Here is a 17,385-nt window from a genome sequence, read left to right as displayed (position 1 = left end):
GCAATCAAGCCCCTAGCCCCCGGACAGCCCGCGCTGCTCCGGTTCGGTCAGCCGCGCTTTCTGGGCCGCGTCCAGCTCGCCGTTGCCCAGCATCTGGAAGATGCTGCGCGGGTCGTAGCCTTGCGGTGGCGGCGGCGCGCCCGGCCGTGAGCCGGCGCCACCCGCGGCCCCGCCCCCAGCGCCGGACACCGCCTCGTCGCCATAGCCCAGGATCTGCACGTTGATGATGGACGGCAGGTTGCGGCGGGCCGCGGCCTGCTGCTGGCGCGTGGTTTCCTGCGCGCCCTGCGTCGCCCCCGCCGCGGCGGCGCTGGCGCTGGTCAGGGCGGCAACGTTGACGGCCGCCAGCGCCGGCACGCCGGTGGCCTTGCCCTGCCCCACCACGTTGGCCGCGTTCACCACCTGCAACGCCGCCAGGTTGACGTTGCCCGAGAAGCGAATGCCGGCCTCGCCCGCATCGATGGTGCCCAGCGGCGCCACCAGGTCGACATCGCCCGGCGGCACCTCGGGAATCGGGTTGAGCGTGGCAATGCCGGCGCCGGTGCTGGGCACGGTGGGCGCCAATGTCACGTTGCCCACGTCGTCGTACAGGCGCCGCTGCGGCGTGTACACCACCGTGCTCTTGGAACCCCGGCCGCTGTTGATGTCGCCTTGGGCCGACCAGCCCAGGATGTTGCCGCCGAAGGTCGTCATGACCCGGCTCTGGCCGAGCAGGATGCTGCCCTGGGCGTACATCTGGATATCGCCCGCGCCCTGGGTGACGATGCCGGCGGTGGACGGCGGCGCGGCGCCTTCCACGCCGAAGACCATCTGCCCGCCCGGCGCCATCAGGTGAATGGCGCCGCCGAACAGCGTCTGGATGCCCGAACCGCCGAACAGGGTGATGTCGCCCTGGTAGCGGATCGGCCGGCCCTGGGCGTCGGCATCGGGATACAGCGCGGCGATGGCCTGGCGGCCGCGGGCATAGCTGCCGGCGCGCGGCCCGGCGGTGTCGTTGTATTCGCGGCCGCCGGCAGTGAGTTCGGCATAGTAGACCTGGCGCAGGAAGATGCGCTGCTGTTCGGCGGGCAGCGCGTCGAAGTACGCCCGCGCCCCGTCCGCCGGCCCGCCGTAGCCGTGCAGCGTGCGCAGCCAGTCGGTCAGTTCGGCTTCGTAGGTCTTGACGGCCTTGCCGGCCTGGCCGGCCAGCGGCTGGCCGGGGTCGGCGCGGTTGGCCGGGTCCAGGTAGCGCCGAGCCAACGCCGCATAGTCGCCCTGGCCGCCCGCGCTGGCGGCGATGCCCGCGCCGCCCTTGCCGGTGGCGGGCCCGCCGTCCAGCAGGCCCAGGCTGATGAGGCGGCCCTTGTCTTCCTGGCGCAGGTTGCGGCCGGCCATGACGTCCAGCCAGCCCGGCCCCGCGATGTCGACGTTGGCATACAGGATGTCGCGGCCGGCATACACCTGCGAGACATCGGTGGCGGCCTGGTTCAGGAACAGGCCGCGCAGGTTGACCACGTCGCGCCCGGCCTGCACGCTGACGGCCCGCGCGGCGCGGTACTCCGTGCCGGTATTGACGACCAGGCTGTCGCCGGTGCGCAGGCCGACGATATCGCCGCCGGCATGGAATCGCACCGCAGCGGCCCCCGCTACCGGCGCCATGCCGCCTGCCGTGTCGCGGCCGAACGCGAACAGCGCGCCTTCTTCTGATACGGCGTTGCCCGCGGTGACCTGGCCATTGTTCCAGCTGGCGCGGTAGGCCGGCTGCAACGGCGTGGCCAGCAAGGACGGGGATGCGCCCGACGGATTGACCTGGTAGCCGCCGCCGTACAGCCCGTCGCCCGCCAGCATCTCCAGCCGGCCGCCCGGCGCGGGCGCAAACACCCAGGTGCTGGTGATGTCGGACGAATTGGGGTGGTAGTAGATGCTGCCCGACGCCGCCACGGCGGAAAAGCGCGAGGGGTAGGCGTAGACGTTGCCATAGGAATTGGCGCTGGATTGCTGCGTGCCGCGGATGGCCACGCCGTCCACGTTGATCGCGGAAATCGGCGTCAAGGCGCCGCCGGCCGAGAACAGGTCGATGGCGGTACGGTCCGTCCACAGCGAATACCAGCTGTACGCGCCGCCGGGCTGCTCGACGCCGTCATGGATGAACGGCGTGCTGGTCACCTGGAAGATGCGGCCCGCGTCGGCCGCGCCCGCCATGACGACGTCGCCGCGCGCGCCCACGCGCATCGCCGAGTCGCCGGCCACGAACACCATGCCTCCCGACGGGGCGCCCAGCGTGGGCCGCAAGGGGTCCACGCCGCGCGCGTCCGACGCATCGGCCACGCCGTAGAGCGGGTCGACCCGGCCGATGCTGCGTGCGTCCACCGAGGTCGCGCCCCGCAAGTTGGTCACGACGCCGTTCAGGTCGGAGTACGGTCCGCGGATATCGCCCGACGCGCTGCTCGCGGCGGTCTTGAGCGGATTGACCGCGCCGCCCACCCGCAGGCTCAGGTCGCCGCCGCCGGTCGAGACGCGCTTGCCGTCCGGCGTGATCCGGCCGGTGCTGCCCACCGCCAGCACCAGGCCCTGGCTGCCGGGATACACGATGGATTCAGTCACGAGCGGCGGGCGCAGCACGCCGGCATCGCCGTCCACATTGACCGACAGGTTGCCGCCGCCCAGCGTGCCGATGCCGGTGAAGCCCTCGACCGACACGCCGCCCGCATAGAACACCGAGTACAGCGGCGACGGCACATAGGTGCCGAAGTTGATCCACCACGCCGTCTGCTGACCCAGGCCGGCGCCGCCCTGGCGCCACAGCCAATTGCCGGGATAGCTGCCGGCCAGGTAGGACGCGCCGCGCGGATCGAACTCATCCGGCCGGGCCGGCGTGCCGCGGATCGCGCCGCGCAGGTCGCCCTGCACGTTCATCAGCAGATTGCCGCCGCCTTCCGGATACCAGGCCGTGTACTGGTCGCCAGTCACCAGCCCTTCATAGCCCGCGCCTGCCACGCCCAACACGCTGCCCATGCCTTCCGTCTGCGTCATCAGGTCATCGAAGGCGCGCGGCAGGTTGTAGGCCTCGCGCCCCAGGGCATCGCGCACCGGGTTGCCCGCCGCGTCGCGCACGGCGTCCGACGGCGTGCCCGCGGTGTAGATGCCGTAGAACGACCCTTGCTGCAAGCTGCCGCCCGCCAGGATGTCCAGGTCGCCCCGCCCCGTGCGGATGACGCTGAAGATCGGCGATTCGCCCAAGAGGCCGTAGCTCAGGTCCTGCATGTAGTGCAGGTCGGCCAGCGTGACCTGGCCGCGGCCTGCCAGTTGCGAGGCCGGCCGCAAGGCGCGCGTGTCGGCGGACTCGAGATCGGCGCCGCCCGCCAGCCGCAGGCTCCAGGACGATGTGCCGGCGGGCAGCATCGGCGCGATCGCCCAGATGCGCCCCTGGATGCCGTTGGCGTCCAGGTCGCGCAGGTCCACGTTGATATCGCGGAACTGCAGGTTGGTGCCCGCGGGCAGATAGGCGCCCGCCGCCAGCGGCAGGTCGGCCGCCAACGCCAGCGGGCTGGAGAAGATGGCCAGCGGCGTGCCCTTGGGCACGGTCAGCGCGCGCACCGAGATCGGCTGACCAAGCGCCAGGCCGGCGCCCAGCCGCGAGCCGGCCGCCAGCGCCACGGCGCTCGACAGCACGCTGCCCTTGGCGTAGCGGGTGCCGTCGGCCGCCCACACATCGGCGGCCAGCACCGTGCCGGCGGCCAGCGTCAGCGGCTGGGCCAGCTCGACCTGCGTCGGCAGGCGCACGTTGGCCTTGATGGTGTTGGCCGCGATCGGCAGGTCGAAGTTCAGGGATTCCTGCTCGGTGGCGGGAAACACCGTGCCGCCCGCGCCGCCGCGCAAGGTGACGGCGCGCGGCAGCACCAGGCTCTGGCCCCACAGGTCCTTGCCGCTGGAGTTGTCCATGCCGGCGCGGCCCACCAGGCGCCAGGCGCGGGCGTCGTCTTCGGTGCCCAGCGGCGGCGCGAAGCCGTCGGTGATGCTGCCGTACACGTTCAGGTCGCCCTTGGCACGCACCAGCAGCAGGCCCGCTTCGCCGAAGCCGCGCCGGGCGGGATCGTTGCGGTCCGCGCCGGGGCCGTAGCGGTAGTTCGACAGGTCCAGGTCGCCCGACACGGTCAGGTCACCCTCTGCGGTGGCGCTGGCGATTTCCACCCCCGGCCGCAGACGGAAGCTGCCCAGGCGCGACCGCAGGCCGGCGTTGGCCAGGGCGGCGTTCATGTAGGCCAGGCTGTCCTGGTCGATCTGATCCAGGTAGTCCTGCGTGATGACCTGCGGCGTGCGGCCGGTGATGTCCGGCGCTGATGCCAGCGGCGCATCGGTGTAGCGCCGGAACGCGTTGACGTAGACGCGTTCGGCGCCCAGGATCGACGGGGTGCCGGTGATCTCCAGCGCCACGTCGTCCTGGTTCAGGCGGCGTGCGTTCAGGTCCAGCGTGCCGCGCGCGCGGCCGTCGTTGGCCCCCGGGCCGGCGCCCACGGGCACGGCGGTGCCGGCGCGCAGGTCGATCGCCGCGCCCGCGCCCAGCACCAGGCGGCCCTCGGTGGAGGTCAGTTCGATCAGCGCCCGGTTCGGGCTGTCGATGATGGCGCCCAGGCTGTCGGTGCGCAAACGCTCGCCGTGCGTGTCCAGCAGGCCATTGACGATGAGGTCGCCACGGGCCGACAGGCGGATGCTGCCCACCTGTGCGCCGCTGGCGTCGATGGCGCCGTTGACGGTCAGGCTGCCGTTGTCCACCGCGATCGTGACGTGCCGGGCGCGGATGCCGTTGGCCACGGCCAGATCGCCGCGCTTGATCTGGAAGGCGCGCGAACCGCTCACCCCGCCCGAGTCCAGGCGCTGGTTCAGGCCCGCAAAGTCTGCAATGGACTGGGCCCGCAGTGCGATGCCGCCGCCGTCGAACGGCACCCAGGTGCCGCCCGCGTCGTACTCGCCGCTGGCCTGGCCGCGTATCACGCCGCGCAGATCGATCAGCCCGGCCGTGGCATCCAGCGCCGTGGCGGTCAGCTTGCCGGCCTGGTTATCGCGCGCCGACAGGTCGATGACCGAGCCGGCGGCCTGCACGATGTTGTGCTGGCGGCTTTCGAGTTCGATGTCGCCGCCCCAGCCGTAGCGCGTCTGGCCCATCACCGTCACCGCACGGCCCGCGACATCCAGCCGCGCGCCGTCTCCCAGGGTCAGGGCGTGCTCGGCCTGCACCGAGAGCTTGCCGCTGGGCAGCGCCACGGTGCTGTTCAGGTCGATGCGGTCAGCCTGCAGCGCCAGCGTGGCGCCCCACGGCGCATCCGTGTCGGCGGCCGGCGCGCCGGTGCCGTCCAGGCGCAATGCGCCGCCCGCGGTCATGCGCATGACCGAACCGGCCTGGCCGGTCAGAAGCGGCGTGCGCATCAGCAGGTCGCCGCCCAGGTACTGGAACTTGCCGTCGACGAAATCGCCGCGCGCCTGGTAGACCGCCAGGCTGCCCTCGCCGCCCGCCGTGATGCGCTCGGTAGCGTCCAGCACCACATTGGCAAACCCCAGTGCTTGACGCTGCATGGCCTGGTGCGCAATGCCGGCGGTGCCGTTGGCGTCGCCCAGGACGATGCGGCGGGCGTTCAAGCTCAATGTGCCCGCCCCCGTGCCCGCGCCGCCAGCGGCAATCTCGCCCGGCAGGCCATTGGCCACGCCGTTCCAGACCAGCGTGTCGGTGGACAGCGTCGCCACGTCGGCGGCCCCGCCATAACCATAGATGGCGGGCGTGTTCAGCACCAGCTGCGCCAGCGTGGACTTGCCGGTGGCGGCGTCCAGCGTGCTCAGGTCCACGGTGCCAAAGAAGTTGATCGAATCGCGCAGCGAGAAGATCACGCGCTCCAGCGCCGGTGCACCGACGCTGGTATCGCCGTCCAGCAAGCGTCGCAGCAGGTCCTGCGACAGCCGCAGGCCGCTGGGCAAGACCCCGCGCGCCTGGGCGTCGGCCAGCGCGGCGTCGCTGCCGGCATTCAGGCTGCTGGCGCCCACGACCAGATTGCGCGTGCCGTAGCGCAGCGCATCATGCAGCACCAGGTTGTTGGTGCCCAGCGCGATGGTGCCCTCGGAATAGAGCCGGGCCGTGCCGTCGCAGGCCGCCGCGGCGCAGGCGCCCAGTTCGATGCTGCCGCCAGGCGCGCCCGCACCGGCCGGCAGATCCAGCCAGCCGTTGGACACGGCCAGCAGCGTGGCGCCGCTGCCTGCGTACTGGTAGCCCTGGCGCGAATCGTAGGGCGCCGCGCCCATGCCCAGGGTATTGATGGCGCCGCCCTGCTCCAGCGAAATCTTGCCGTTGTCCGGTGCGAACAACAGGGCTTCGGGCGCCCTGAGCGTCGCCCCGGCGCGCACGAGTACGTCGCCGCCGCCCAAGGTGCGGCTGGTCAGGCGCAGGTCGGCGCCCCGTACCGGTTGATACAGCCATCCACCCAGCGATATCCGGCTGGCGCCCACGGCATTCAGGTCCGCGTCGCGCAGCGACACGCCGGCAAAACCGGGGCTGCGATCGGCGCTGACGATTTCCACCGCCGCGCCGTTGGTGCGCACCAGCAGTTGGCCGCCATAGCCGCCTTCGCCCCGGCCGAAACGCGCCAGGCCATCAAAGCGCAAGGCCGGCGTCTGGCTCGCGGCGGGGTTGCCGCCGTAGTAGAACTCCAGCGTCGCGGCGTCAGAAGGCAGCATCGTGCGCGGCTGCCCTCGGCGCGCGGCGTCGGCCAGTACAAAGGCCGCGTAGTCCGTCTCGTTGTACTGAGCGTGGCGCCGCAGCACCTCGCCCGGTGTCACCAGCGCCTGCCGCGGCAGCGCGTCCTGCGTGCCGGTGTGGGCCAGGCCGCGCACCGCCGACACGGACCACGATCCGCCTCGCACGCCTTGCGCGGCGCCGGCCAGCCCGCCTTGGCCCAGTTCGATCCGGAAGGCGCCCGGCAGCAGCGCGTAATAGGACGGCAGCAGCGTATAGGTGCCCGCCGGCAAGCCAGGAATGCCCGGCCCGAGCGTGATCGTTTCCCCCGCGCGCGGGCGAGACCCCGCGTAGCCCGCCGCGCTGTCGCGCGGCGCCACGGGCGCATAGCTGTCCGCCAGGCCCGGCAGAATGGCGTAGACCGGCCGGTCAGCCAACGCGGGCAGGTCAAAGCGCCCGCTGGCCGCATCAAAGCGCGGCAAGGGATGGAACAGCGGGTCGGTCGACCCGCCGCGGCCGCTGACGAACGCTGCGCCCGCCAGCACCCCGCCGCCAGACAGGTCGATCACCGCCCCCGTGTCGACGGCCACATGGTCGGCGGCCAGCGACACGCCGCGCGCCAGGCCCTGGAAAGCCATGCCGCCGACCCCCACGGCCTCGACCGCGACGCCCTGGTACTGATAGCTCAATCCGTCGGTCGTGCCGCCGTAGGGAATGGTCAGCCCGGCCGCGCTGACGGACGTCAGGCTGCCGCCCAGCAGCCTGACCGCCTGCGAGGCGCCCGCGGTGTTGATGCCCAACTGAATGACGCCCAGCGGCGCGTACAACGCCCCGCCCTGCTCGACATTCGGCGCGTTCAGGATCAGCGACCCCATCGCGGACAGCGGCGCCACGCGCGCCAGCGGCCCGGAAACGCCTTCCACCCGGATGGCGCGCGCTTCGTCGTAGCGGCCGCTGGCCAGCCAGCCCGCCACGGCGACACCCACACTGCCCGTGGCCGGATAGATGCGCTGCGCCGCCAGCAGCAGGTCACCCGCCGTCTGGAAGGCGCTGGCGTTGGACACGCCGCCCAGCCGGGTGCTGGCGGCGTTGTCGGCCGGCAGGAAGCGCAGGTCGCCCTGGCTGCGCAGTTCCACGCTGTCGTAGCCGCGGCGGTCCACAGCGAGCCGCGCGCCGTTGTTCAGCAAGGCCGCGCCGGCCATGCCGGTGTTGACGCGGTTGCGGATGTCGATCTGGTTGGCATGCACCAGCAGCCGCGCCGCCGACGCCTGCGCCGAAGGGGCCCAGTCGTTCAGGCTGGCGCTGACGGGCTGCTGCACCTGCGGCACGTGGTTGCTGCGGCCGCTCAAGAGCACGTAAGGCGCATCGATGCGCACCACGCCGCCCGCCTGCGTATTGCCCAACGCGCCTTCGTACAGGCTGATGGCATGCCGGGCCGACAAGGTGACGTCACCGTCGAAGGTCAGGAGATCACGGGCGAACAAGGCCACGTCGTCAAAGCCGCCCGCGGCGATCTGGTCCACGCCGATGCGCCCCTGGCCGTAGACCAACCCGGCCGTCGCCACCGTGGCATCCTGCGGCAGCAGGCTGGGGCCGGCAATCTGCGCGACCGTCAATTCCCGCGGCCGCAACAGGGCATCCGACGTGCCGGCGGCGTACAGCGGGGTCTCCAGCGTCACCGACAGCTTGCCGCCCGCCGCGGCCGGCGCCCCGGCGGCGGCCACCAGCGCGCCATCCAGGTACAGACCGGCCGTGGCACTGAGCGAAATCTCGCCGCCGTTGCCCCCGACCAGACGCGGGCCCGCGCCTGCACCGTCGTCCTGCGCCACGTCCACCGTCATGCGCGAACCCGACGCGTCCAACCGCGCGCCGGGCCGGACCACCACGAATTCACCATCGATGGCGATGCGGCCGCCATCGCGCTGCAGGCCATAGCGCCGGCCGCGCGCATCGACCGCGGTGGCGGCAATGCCCGCCACATCGAGCCAGGCCCCGCCATCGATCCACACCGAATTCGGCAGGCCGCCCTGCTGCGCGTCGGCCACGGGATCGGCGCCGCGCGCCACCACGATCTGCCCGCCGGGTGCGCGCAGCGTGCCCTGGAGCTGCATCTGGCCGCGCGATTGCAGGCGTATCGCCTGGCCGGGGTCCACCTCGATCCGCGCGTCCCGGCCGATCCGCAGCACGCCTTCGGGCAATGCGTCTTTGCGGGCAAAGGCGCTGAGCGACAGGCTGGCGCCCGCGCGTTGGGTCATCCGCCCCGTCTTCGGGTCTTCCTTGAACAGCGGCGGCGTCCACAACGCCATCGCCTGCGCCGTGGTTGTCGGGGCGGCCCATGCCGAGGCGGCCCATGCCGGGGCGGCATCCGGCGTGTCGGCCAGCGGCCGGTAGACCGGCATGGTCACCGCAAGCGTCGTGCCGTCGGCGACCGTCAGGCTGGCGTCGCCGTTGATGTCATAGCGCGAGAATCCCGTGCTGAACAACGCGCTGCGCAGCACGATGCCGCCGGGCTGCGCCACGGCGTCGCCGCGGTCGTCGATGAGGACGCTGGCACTGGACAGGCGCAAGGTGCCGCCGCCCGTCACGCCAAACCCGCGCACCACGCCGTCCAACGTCACGCCGACCACACCCGGCCCCGGCGTACTGCCGTCCGGCCGCGCCATTTCAAGCGTGATGTCGCCGCCCTTGCCGCCCGCCAGTTTGCCGTTCACGCCCAGCGTGGCGCCCGAGGCCGCGTCCAGCACGCTGCCGTCGGCAACGGCCACGGCGCCGGTGCTGCGCAGGGCAATCCGGCCGCCATCGCGGTACGCCGCGGCGCCCGCGGCTTCCGGATTGCGCAGCAGGTTCGCCCAGACGCCGCTCACGTCCAGCACCACGCCCGGCGCGACGCGCACGCTGGCGGACGTATCGGCAGCCGGGGCCAGGAACGCCTCGCGCACCACGCCCTGTATCACGTTGCCAGCGGTCAGCTGGCCGCCGCGCGCGCTCAGGTCGGCGCGGATATCCACCTGGGGCGCATGCAGCGCGATCGCGCCGCCGTCCGCCACCGCCAGCGCATGGTCGACCGCCACATTGCCGCTGGCCACCGCCGTGACCTGGCCCAAGCCCAACCGGCTCAACGCCCCGGCATCCAGCCAGATCGCATCGCGCCTGTCCGCCGGCAAGGCGTCACCCAGGCCCAGAGCTGCGGCCATCGGCGCGCCGGCCTGCCCGAACACGATCTGCCGCGTGGCGGCGGCCAGGTCATAGCCCGAGGTCGTCACGCCATTGGCCGTGACCTGATTGGCCACGTAGCGGCCCAGCACCAGCTGGCCGGCCAAAGCGCGCGCCAGCTGCGACTGCTGGTAGCCGGTCTGCTGGCGCAACCCCGCATCGATGGCCTGGCGCGCCTGCACCTGGCGTTCGCCCTGGAACGCCTCGCCCACGATGCTGCCTTCGATCACGGCGCTGCGCGTGCCGACGACCAGGCGCCCCGCATCGCGCCCGGCCGTGTAGCCGTCTTCAAAGCGGCGTGTTGGCGCCAGCAAGGCGTTGTAGAAATAGCGGGTGGCGTTCTGGCCCCAGCGCCCGTGGGTGTCTTCGAAGCCGCGGTACAGCCCCTTGTAGAGCAGGTCCCCGGGGGCACGCGACACCTCGTACAGGCGGCCATCATCGCCGCGCAGCCAGCTCTGGTTGATGTAGCCGCTGGCCACGTCCAGCGTGCCGCCCGAGATATTGATCAGCGAGCCCGGCCGCGTGACCAGTTCGCCGCCTTCCACCGTGACGGTGCCGCCAATGGCCGCCCATTCGCCGATGCCATGGCCCGATGTGCCCAGGTAGCCGCCCACTTCCAGCAGCCCGCCCGCGGTGTACCAGCGTTCGCGCTCGTAGCCGTTCACGCCCTTGGCCACCTGCACCAGCGCGCGCCGGTCGACCCAGACGTTGCCGTTGTTCAGCCCGTTGCCATCGCGATTGACCGGGGCATCGCGCAGCTCGTTGCCCTGGATGTTCACCTTCAGGTTGTTGGCCTCCATGGCCACTTTCACGCCCACCGCGCCGGCCACATCCAGGATGGCGCCGTCATCGAGCTGGGTACGGCGCACGGCGGCCACGGCCACCTGGCCGCCCGTGGCCAGCGCCAGGGCGCCGCCCTGCGCCTGCACCGTGCCGCCGCTGGTGATTTCGATGCGCGACTGGTCGCCGCGATCCGGCAAGGCGCTCAGGTGGTCGAACGCCTGGCCTGCCTGGCGATAGGGGTCCGCCTGGCCCGCCGCCGGCGCACGCATGGCGGCTTCGCGCTGCGCGTCCAGCGCCGTGGCGCCGTTGTCCTGCAGCAGGATCATCGTGGTGGAATCCTGCCCCAGCACGATGCTGCCCGACGCGTCCGTGGCCGAGTTCAGCAGATGCACCGTGCCGCGCGTCGTCACCGTGGTCGTCGACACCGCCACGCCCAGCTGACGCACGTCGTGCCCGGTCAGCGTGATGTCGCCCACCGGAGCCTGGATCAAACCACTGTTGACCGCCAGGCCCGCCTGGCTGGCGGCATTGCGGCGCGCCGAGACCTCATTGCCGCGCGTCGTGGACAAGCCGTTGGCGTCCGACGCCAGCCCGCGGCGGATGATGAAGGTATCGCCTGCCGCCAACGTGGCCTGCCCGCCCGGCGCCGATATCTGGCCGGCGTTGTGGGCCTCGCGCCCCAGCAGCAGCACATAGCCGCCGCCTTGCGTCACCGAGCCCGGCGCCGCCGTCTGGATACGCGCGCCGGCCTCGACCCGCACGTCGCCCGTGGCATTGCCGGCGCGGGCGGCATCGCCCTGGCCGGTCAGATCGTTGCCGAAACTGGGGGTGTAGCGTTCGGCCGCGCCCGTCCCGGTCTTGTCGCTGTACAGGCCCTTGCGGAATTGGTCGTCGCTGATGCCCACGGCCGCGGCCACCAGGTTGCGCACATTGACCTGGCTGCTGCCGCTGAAGACGATGCCGTTGCGATTGACCACCATGACCGTGCCCGGCGCGTCGATCTGCCCCTGGATCTGGCTGGGCCGGGCCTGCGGGTCGTTGACCCGGTTGAGCACCGACCAGGCGGCCTGCTGCTGGAACGCCACGGTGGTGTTGCGGCCCACGTTGAAGGTTTCCCAGTTCAGGATCGCCTTGTCCGCCGTCTGCGCCACGGTGACGACGGTGCGGCCATTGACCTGGGCTTGCGAGTCGGGCGTCAAGGCGCGGGCGTTGATCCAGCCCGCCGTCAGCGGGTTGGCATCCACCTTCAGGCCGCCTTCGGCCAAGCCGTCCGGCGCGGACGGCGCGTTCAGCGCAGCCTGCCGGGCGGCGGCCTGGGCCGCCTGCTGCGCCGCGATCGCGGCCGCGCCCCGGTTCAGGTTGGCGAGCGAACGCTGCAACTGTTCATTGGCGCGCTGCTGGTCGCGCAGGGTCGACGGAATGCCCGCCAGGCCGCCGCCCGGCAGCCGGCCCGTCGCGGCGGTCTGGGCCTGGGTGGCGCGCTTGTCGGAAAACCAGCCCGGGCCGAACGCGGGCCCGGCCGCCAACGCTGGCCCGGCGGACAACGCCAGCACCAGCGCCTGCATGGCGGGCGCCAGGCGGAACCGGGGCGCGTCGCGGCGCAGGCGCTGCCGCCTGCCTGTCCGCTCGCCCTGAAGATTGCCCTTGCTGCCGTAGCCTGCCTTGCCTGCCTGTCGATTCATGCCTGTCGTCTCTGGGGTGCCTTGCCATGCAGAATGATGTGTAAATCAGATGACACGGCGGGGAAAAAAGGTGTGGAGTGCGGTAACAATGGCGCGCCGCGCCAGCTCTGCCGCAATGAAAAGGGGCGAAGCCCCCGCTGCTGCGCGGGTCGCCTCGCCCCTGGCCCGTCACGCCCTGCCGTGGCGGCAGGCCGTGGCCGGTCCTGTCGGTGTCACATCAACCGCGGCCGGCGTAGCTGCCGCAGACGGTGGCGTTGCCGACGTTCAGGTTGGCCGTGCTGCCGGTGCCGGTCACGAACGCGTTCAGGACGCGCGTGCGGTTGGCGGGGGCCAGCGGCACCAGCAAGTGGTTGGCCGGGTAGGTGTTGTTGGCGGCGTAGTGACGGGTCAGGAAGTCCTTGACCGCGGCGGTGACGGCCGGATCGGTGTAGCACTGGCTCAACACGAAGTTGGTGGTGCCCACGATCGGGTAGCCGGCGCCCGGGTTGACCGACGAACGGATCCAGTTGAACGGGTTGCCCTGGTTGTTGGGGTTGGCCCAATCAGCGCCAGCCGGGTTGCGTTCCACCGGACCGGCAGCGGTCGGCAACGCGGCGGTGCTGCTCAGTGCCGTGCTGACGTTGGCCGCGCTGGGCGTGTAGGTGGTGCCGTTGTTGAAGTTGGTCAGCGAGGCCTGCTTGAGCGCGACCGTGAACTGGGGGTCCGGGCTCAGGTAGGTGATGGCCGACGTTTCAGCGGCGATGGCGGTGGCGACGCCGCCGCTGCCGCTGGCGCTGATGAAGTTGGCGGGAGCGGCGTTGCCCGGGAATTCCTGGTTGAACGTGCTCTTGCCCGAGAAGGCGATGGGCGAATCGCCGCCGCACACGGCTTGCAGGTGGCGGGTCAGCAGTTCGGTGGTGCCGCTGCTGTCGCTGCGATAGACGACCTTGAAGTCATCCAGCGAAGCGGCCACGGTGACGCCGACCTGGCTCCACTTGGTGTACTTGCCCGAGATCACGCCGCACAGTTGCGCCTTGCTCAGCGTGACGTCGGCCGTGGGGCCCTTGTACGAAATCGTGACGGGCGTGCCCACCGACGGGATCTGGATCAGCGGACCATGGCCGACCGGGTTGCCGATCTTGCCCAGGCCGGTCGTCAGGTAGTCGGAGATCTGCGCGGCGGTCAGGATGGAATCGCTGCCGATCCAGTGCACGGCGCCGGTGCGGCCGAAGGACGCCGGGGTGTTGCCCAGGAAGGCCGTCTTGCCGGTGCCGCTGCCGGTGCCGACGTACGAATAGAACGACGGGGCCGGGAAGTTGGTGATTTCGTCCTGGTACAGCGGCTGGGGCAGCGTGGCGCCGCCCGAGACCACGACCTGTTGCGCCAGGGCAGCGCCCGACAGGGACAGCATGCCGACCGCCGACAGCGCGGCGACCAGGGAATTGCGATTGAACATGTCTTGCTCCTTGCACTCGTTTAGGAGAGAACTGCTTGTGGAGAAAAGAACAGATGGACCCGAGAACGCATCCGGCGGCACTCTGCAAAGACCTGCCTGATGCGTTGAAGCCATGTTGAATAAACGAGGTGACAGCGCAGGGAAAAAAGGTGTGGAGTCGGGTAAGAATGTGCGGAGATGTGCGGAGTCTTGCGTGTGCGCGAAGCGCCTTTTTGAAGGCGCTTTTCAACCCACCATCTGGTTGATTTCCATGATCGGCAGCATCACCGCCAGCACGATCGTCAGCACCACGCCGCCCATGATCAGGATCATCAGCGGCTCGAGCATCGAGGTCATCGCCATGGCGCGCCGTTCGATGTCGGCCGACAGCGTCTGCGCGGCCCGGTCCAGCATGCGCGACAGCGTGCCGGTCTTCTCGCCGCTGGCCACCAGGTGGCACAGCAGCGGCGGAAATACCTTCTGCTGGCGCAGCGCCGCGCCCAGGCCCGAACCGCCTTCGATGCGTTCGGTGGCATCCTGCACCGCGCGCCGCAGGCAGTCGTTGGCCAGCGTCTGGCGGGCGGCTTCCAGCGCGCGCAAGAGCGGCACGCCGGCATCCGACAGAATGGCCAGCGTGGCGGCAAAGCGCGCGGTGTTCACGCCCAGCGCAAAGCGGCCGATCATCGGCAGGCGCAGGATGCGCGCGTGCCAGGCCAGCCGCGCGGCGGGCGCGCGTTGCGACAGCCGCCACACCCCGAACAGCAGCGCCGCAGCCAGCGCATTCAGGCCGCCCCAGGTGCGCACGTACTCGCTGGCAGCCAGCATGGCACGGGTGATCCACGGCAGTTCCTGGCGCGCCTGCGAGAACGCGCTGACGACCTGCGGCACCACGTAGGCCAGCAGGAACACCACGATGCAGATCGACACCACGCCGACGATGGCCGGGTAGATGAAGGCCGTCAGCACCTTGGCGCGCAACGCGTTGCGTTCTTCGATGTAATCGGCCAGCCGTTCCATGATGCGCGCCAGGTCGCCGGAATCTTCGCCGGCCTTGATCAGCGCGCGGTAGATGGGCGGAAAGTCGCGCGGCCGCGCCGACAGCGCATCGGAAAAGCGCTGGCCGCTGCGCACGTCGGCGCGCACACCGGAGAACGTGTCGGCGATGTGTTTCTTTTCGGCCTGCTCGACGGTGGCCGACAGCGCGCCTTCCAGCGGCAGGCCCGCGGCCAGCAGGCTGGCAAGCTGGCGCGTGGCCCAGGCCAGGTCGCTATCGGACAGCTTGGCGGCAAACAGTTCGATCGACCCGGCGCCACGCGCCGCCGCCATCGTCACGGCCAGCGCGGTCAGGCCTTGTGCGCGCAACTGCGCCCGCGCCGCACGGGGCGTGTCGGCCGTCAGCACGCCGCGCTGGATCTTGCCCGCGGCATCCGCGGCTTCAAAGCGAAAGTCCGGCATCGTGCGCCCTACCCGTCCCGCGTGACGCGGATGATTTCCTCGCGCGAGGTCTGGCCGCCCTGCACCCAGCGCTCGCCGTCTTCGCGCATCAGTTTCATGCCGGCCTGTTGCGCGGCCACGCGCAGTTGCTGTTCACCGGCGCCTTCGTGAATCAGGCCGCGCTGCGCGTCGTCCACGATGTAAAGCTCGTGGATGCCGGTGCGGCCGCGATAGCCGGTGTGGTTGCAGGCCGGGCAGCCCGCGGCCTCGAACAGGCCCGGTTCCTGCGCCGACGGCCGGCGGCAATCCGGGCACAGCCGCCGCACCAGGCGCTGCGCCAGCACGCCCAGCAACGACGAGGCGAGCAGGAAGCGTTCCACGCCCATGTCGGTCAGGCGCGTCAACGCCGACACCGCATCGTTGGTGTGCAGCGTGGCCAGCACCAGGTGGCCCGTCAGCGACGCCTGCACCGCGATCTGGGCGGTTTCCAGGTCGCGGATCTCGCCGATCATGATGACGTCCGGGTCCTGCCGCAAAATGGCCCGCAGCGCCACCGCGAAGCTCATGTCGATCTTGGCGTTGACCTGGATCTGGCTGATGCCCGGCAGGTCGTATTCCACCGGGTCTTCCACGGTCAGCACATTGGACGTAGCCGCGTCGATCTGCCCCAGCGCCGCATACAGCGTGGTGGTCTTGCCGCTGCCGGTGGGGCCGGTCACCAGCACGATGCCGTGGGGCTGGTGCACCAGGCGGTCCAGCTCGTGCAGCACGCCGGGCGCCATGCCCAGCTTTTCCAGGCGCAGCCGGCCGGCTTCCTTGTCCAGCAGGCGCAGCACCGCGCGTTCGCCGTGGCCGGTGGGCACCGTGGACACGCGGATGTCGATGGGCCGCCCGCCCACCCGCAGCGCAATGCGGCCGTCCTGCGGCAGGCGTTTTTCGGCAATGTCCAGGTGCGCCATGATCTTGATGCGCGAGATCAGCGCCGCGTGCAGCGCCTTGCGCGGGCTGACCACGTCGCGCAGCCCGCCGTCCACCCGATAGCGCACCACCGAATGGGTTTCGTAGGGTTCGATGTGGATGTCGCTGGCGCCGTCGCGCGCGGCCTGGGTGAACAGCGCGTTGATCATGCGGATGACGGGCGCGTCGTCCTGCGCATCGAGCAGGTCGGTGACCTCGGGCATCTCGTGCAGCAGGCGGTCCAGGTCGACTTCGTTTTCGGCCGCGCCCACCACCGACGCGGCATCGCCCGAATCGGCGTAGGCACTGGCCAGCAGGCCGTCCAGTTCGGCGTCCTGCACCCGGCGCAGCGGCAGCGGGCCGTGGCGGCGCCGCACTTCGCTGACGGCCCAGGCGGGCGTCTGGTGGGTAATGACCAGCTCGCCCAGGCCGCCGCCCAGCCAGTGCAGCAGCGCCCGGTGCTGGCGGGCCCAGGCATAGGGCAGCTTGGGCTGCGGGGCGTTGGGGTCGCGGGCGTTCATGGGGCGGCTCGCAGGGCGGAGGGCGAAACGGTTCGCGGATGGGCTTGCAGAAGCGGCCGCAGCAATACGCTGCCCGCCAGGCCTTCGCCCGGCGCCACGCCGGGGTCGGCGGCTTCGGCTTGGTCCTGGCGCTGCAAGGCCACCTGCGCCAGCGCCAACGGTAGCGGCGCGGGGCCGGCCAGCAGCCAGGCGGCCACCGCCCCGGCGGGCGCGCGCTTGAAGGTCACGCGCCAGGCGCCGTCCTCCCACGCCACTTGATAGCGCCCCGCCAGGCCCGCCGCGTCCAGCCAGCGGTCCAGCGCATCCGCCGATACGGCGGTGGGCGGTGCGGTGAATGGTGCGTTGGCCGCCGTGTTGGCCACTGTGTCGGCCACTACGGCAAGCGCCGGACCCGCCTGGCGCAGCACGTCCTGAAGCTCGCGTCCCGTACGCTCCAGCCGCCGCAATTCTTCGCGGCTGCGTTCAATACGTCCCAGCGCGGGTTCGATCACCGCGAGCCAGCTGCCCGCGCCGGCCACCACCACCGCGCACAACGCCAGCAGGCGCCGTTCGCTGGCCGCCAGCCGCGACCAGGCCGCCACGCCCCGATCGACCTGGCCGCGCCAACGCGCACGCCATCGGCCGCGCCAGACGGTGGCCAGGCCCAGCGATCCAGGCGGCGGCGCCAGCGTCATGATCGACCCG

At 71.4% G+C, this 17,385-nt stretch carries 5 protein-coding genes; all 5 read right to left on the bottom strand.

Annotated features, from left to right (window positions below; all coding sequences use genetic code 11):
- Window positions 1-12: 12 nt before the first annotated feature.
- Window positions 13-12,375 carry a filamentous hemagglutinin family protein gene (locus HV798_RS14570; protein ID WP_175193054.1) on the bottom strand — a complete coding sequence of 4,121 codons (12,363 nt, stop codon included), beginning with the start codon at window positions 12,373-12,375 and terminating at the stop codon, window positions 13-15.
- Window positions 12,376-12,592: 217 nt separating this feature from the next.
- Complete coding sequence (locus HV798_RS14565; protein WP_175193055.1) at window positions 12,593-13,810, bottom strand: substrate-binding domain-containing protein; 1,218 nt, start codon at window positions 13,808-13,810, stop codon at window positions 12,593-12,595.
- Between the two features lie 225 nt (window positions 13,811-14,035).
- A complete protein-coding gene (gene gspF / locus HV798_RS14560; protein WP_175193056.1) occupies window positions 14,036-15,244 on the bottom strand; it encodes a type II secretion system inner membrane protein GspF in 1,209 nt (402 codons plus the stop codon).
- Between the two features lie 8 nt (window positions 15,245-15,252).
- Window positions 15,253-16,701, bottom strand: coding sequence for a type II secretion system ATPase GspE (gspE, locus tag HV798_RS14555; RefSeq protein WP_175193057.1), 1,449 nt, complete (start codon window positions 16,699-16,701; stop codon window positions 15,253-15,255).
- The coding region (gene gspM / locus HV798_RS14550; protein WP_175216463.1) for a type II secretion system protein GspM at window positions 16,698-17,385 on the bottom strand (688 nt) is incomplete at its 5' end. The genes gspE and gspM, both read right to left, overlap by 4 nt.

Origin of the sequence: Achromobacter deleyi, assembly GCF_902859705.1 — a bacterium.
Classification (GTDB): Bacteria; Pseudomonadota; Gammaproteobacteria; order Burkholderiales; family Burkholderiaceae_B; genus Achromobacter; species Achromobacter deleyi.
Note: the sequence above shows the minus strand (reverse complement) of the source record. Positions and strands in the feature narration are given on the sequence as shown.

Excerpts from the sequence above, each read along its gene's own strand:
- gspF (WP_175193056.1), bottom strand. The coding sequence starts at position 15,244 with ATGCCGGACTTTCGCTTTGAAGCCGCGGATGCCGCGGGCAAGATCCAG.
- gspE (WP_175193057.1), bottom strand. The coding sequence starts at position 16,701 with ATGAACGCCCGCGACCCCAACGCCCCGCAGCCCAAGCTGCCCTATGCC.
- HV798_RS14570 (WP_175193054.1), bottom strand. The coding sequence starts at position 12,375 with ATGAATCGACAGGCAGGCAAGGCAGGCTACGGCAGCAAGGGCAATCTT.
- HV798_RS14565 (WP_175193055.1), bottom strand. The coding sequence starts at position 13,810 with ATGTTCAATCGCAATTCCCTGGTCGCCGCGCTGTCGGCGGTCGGCATG.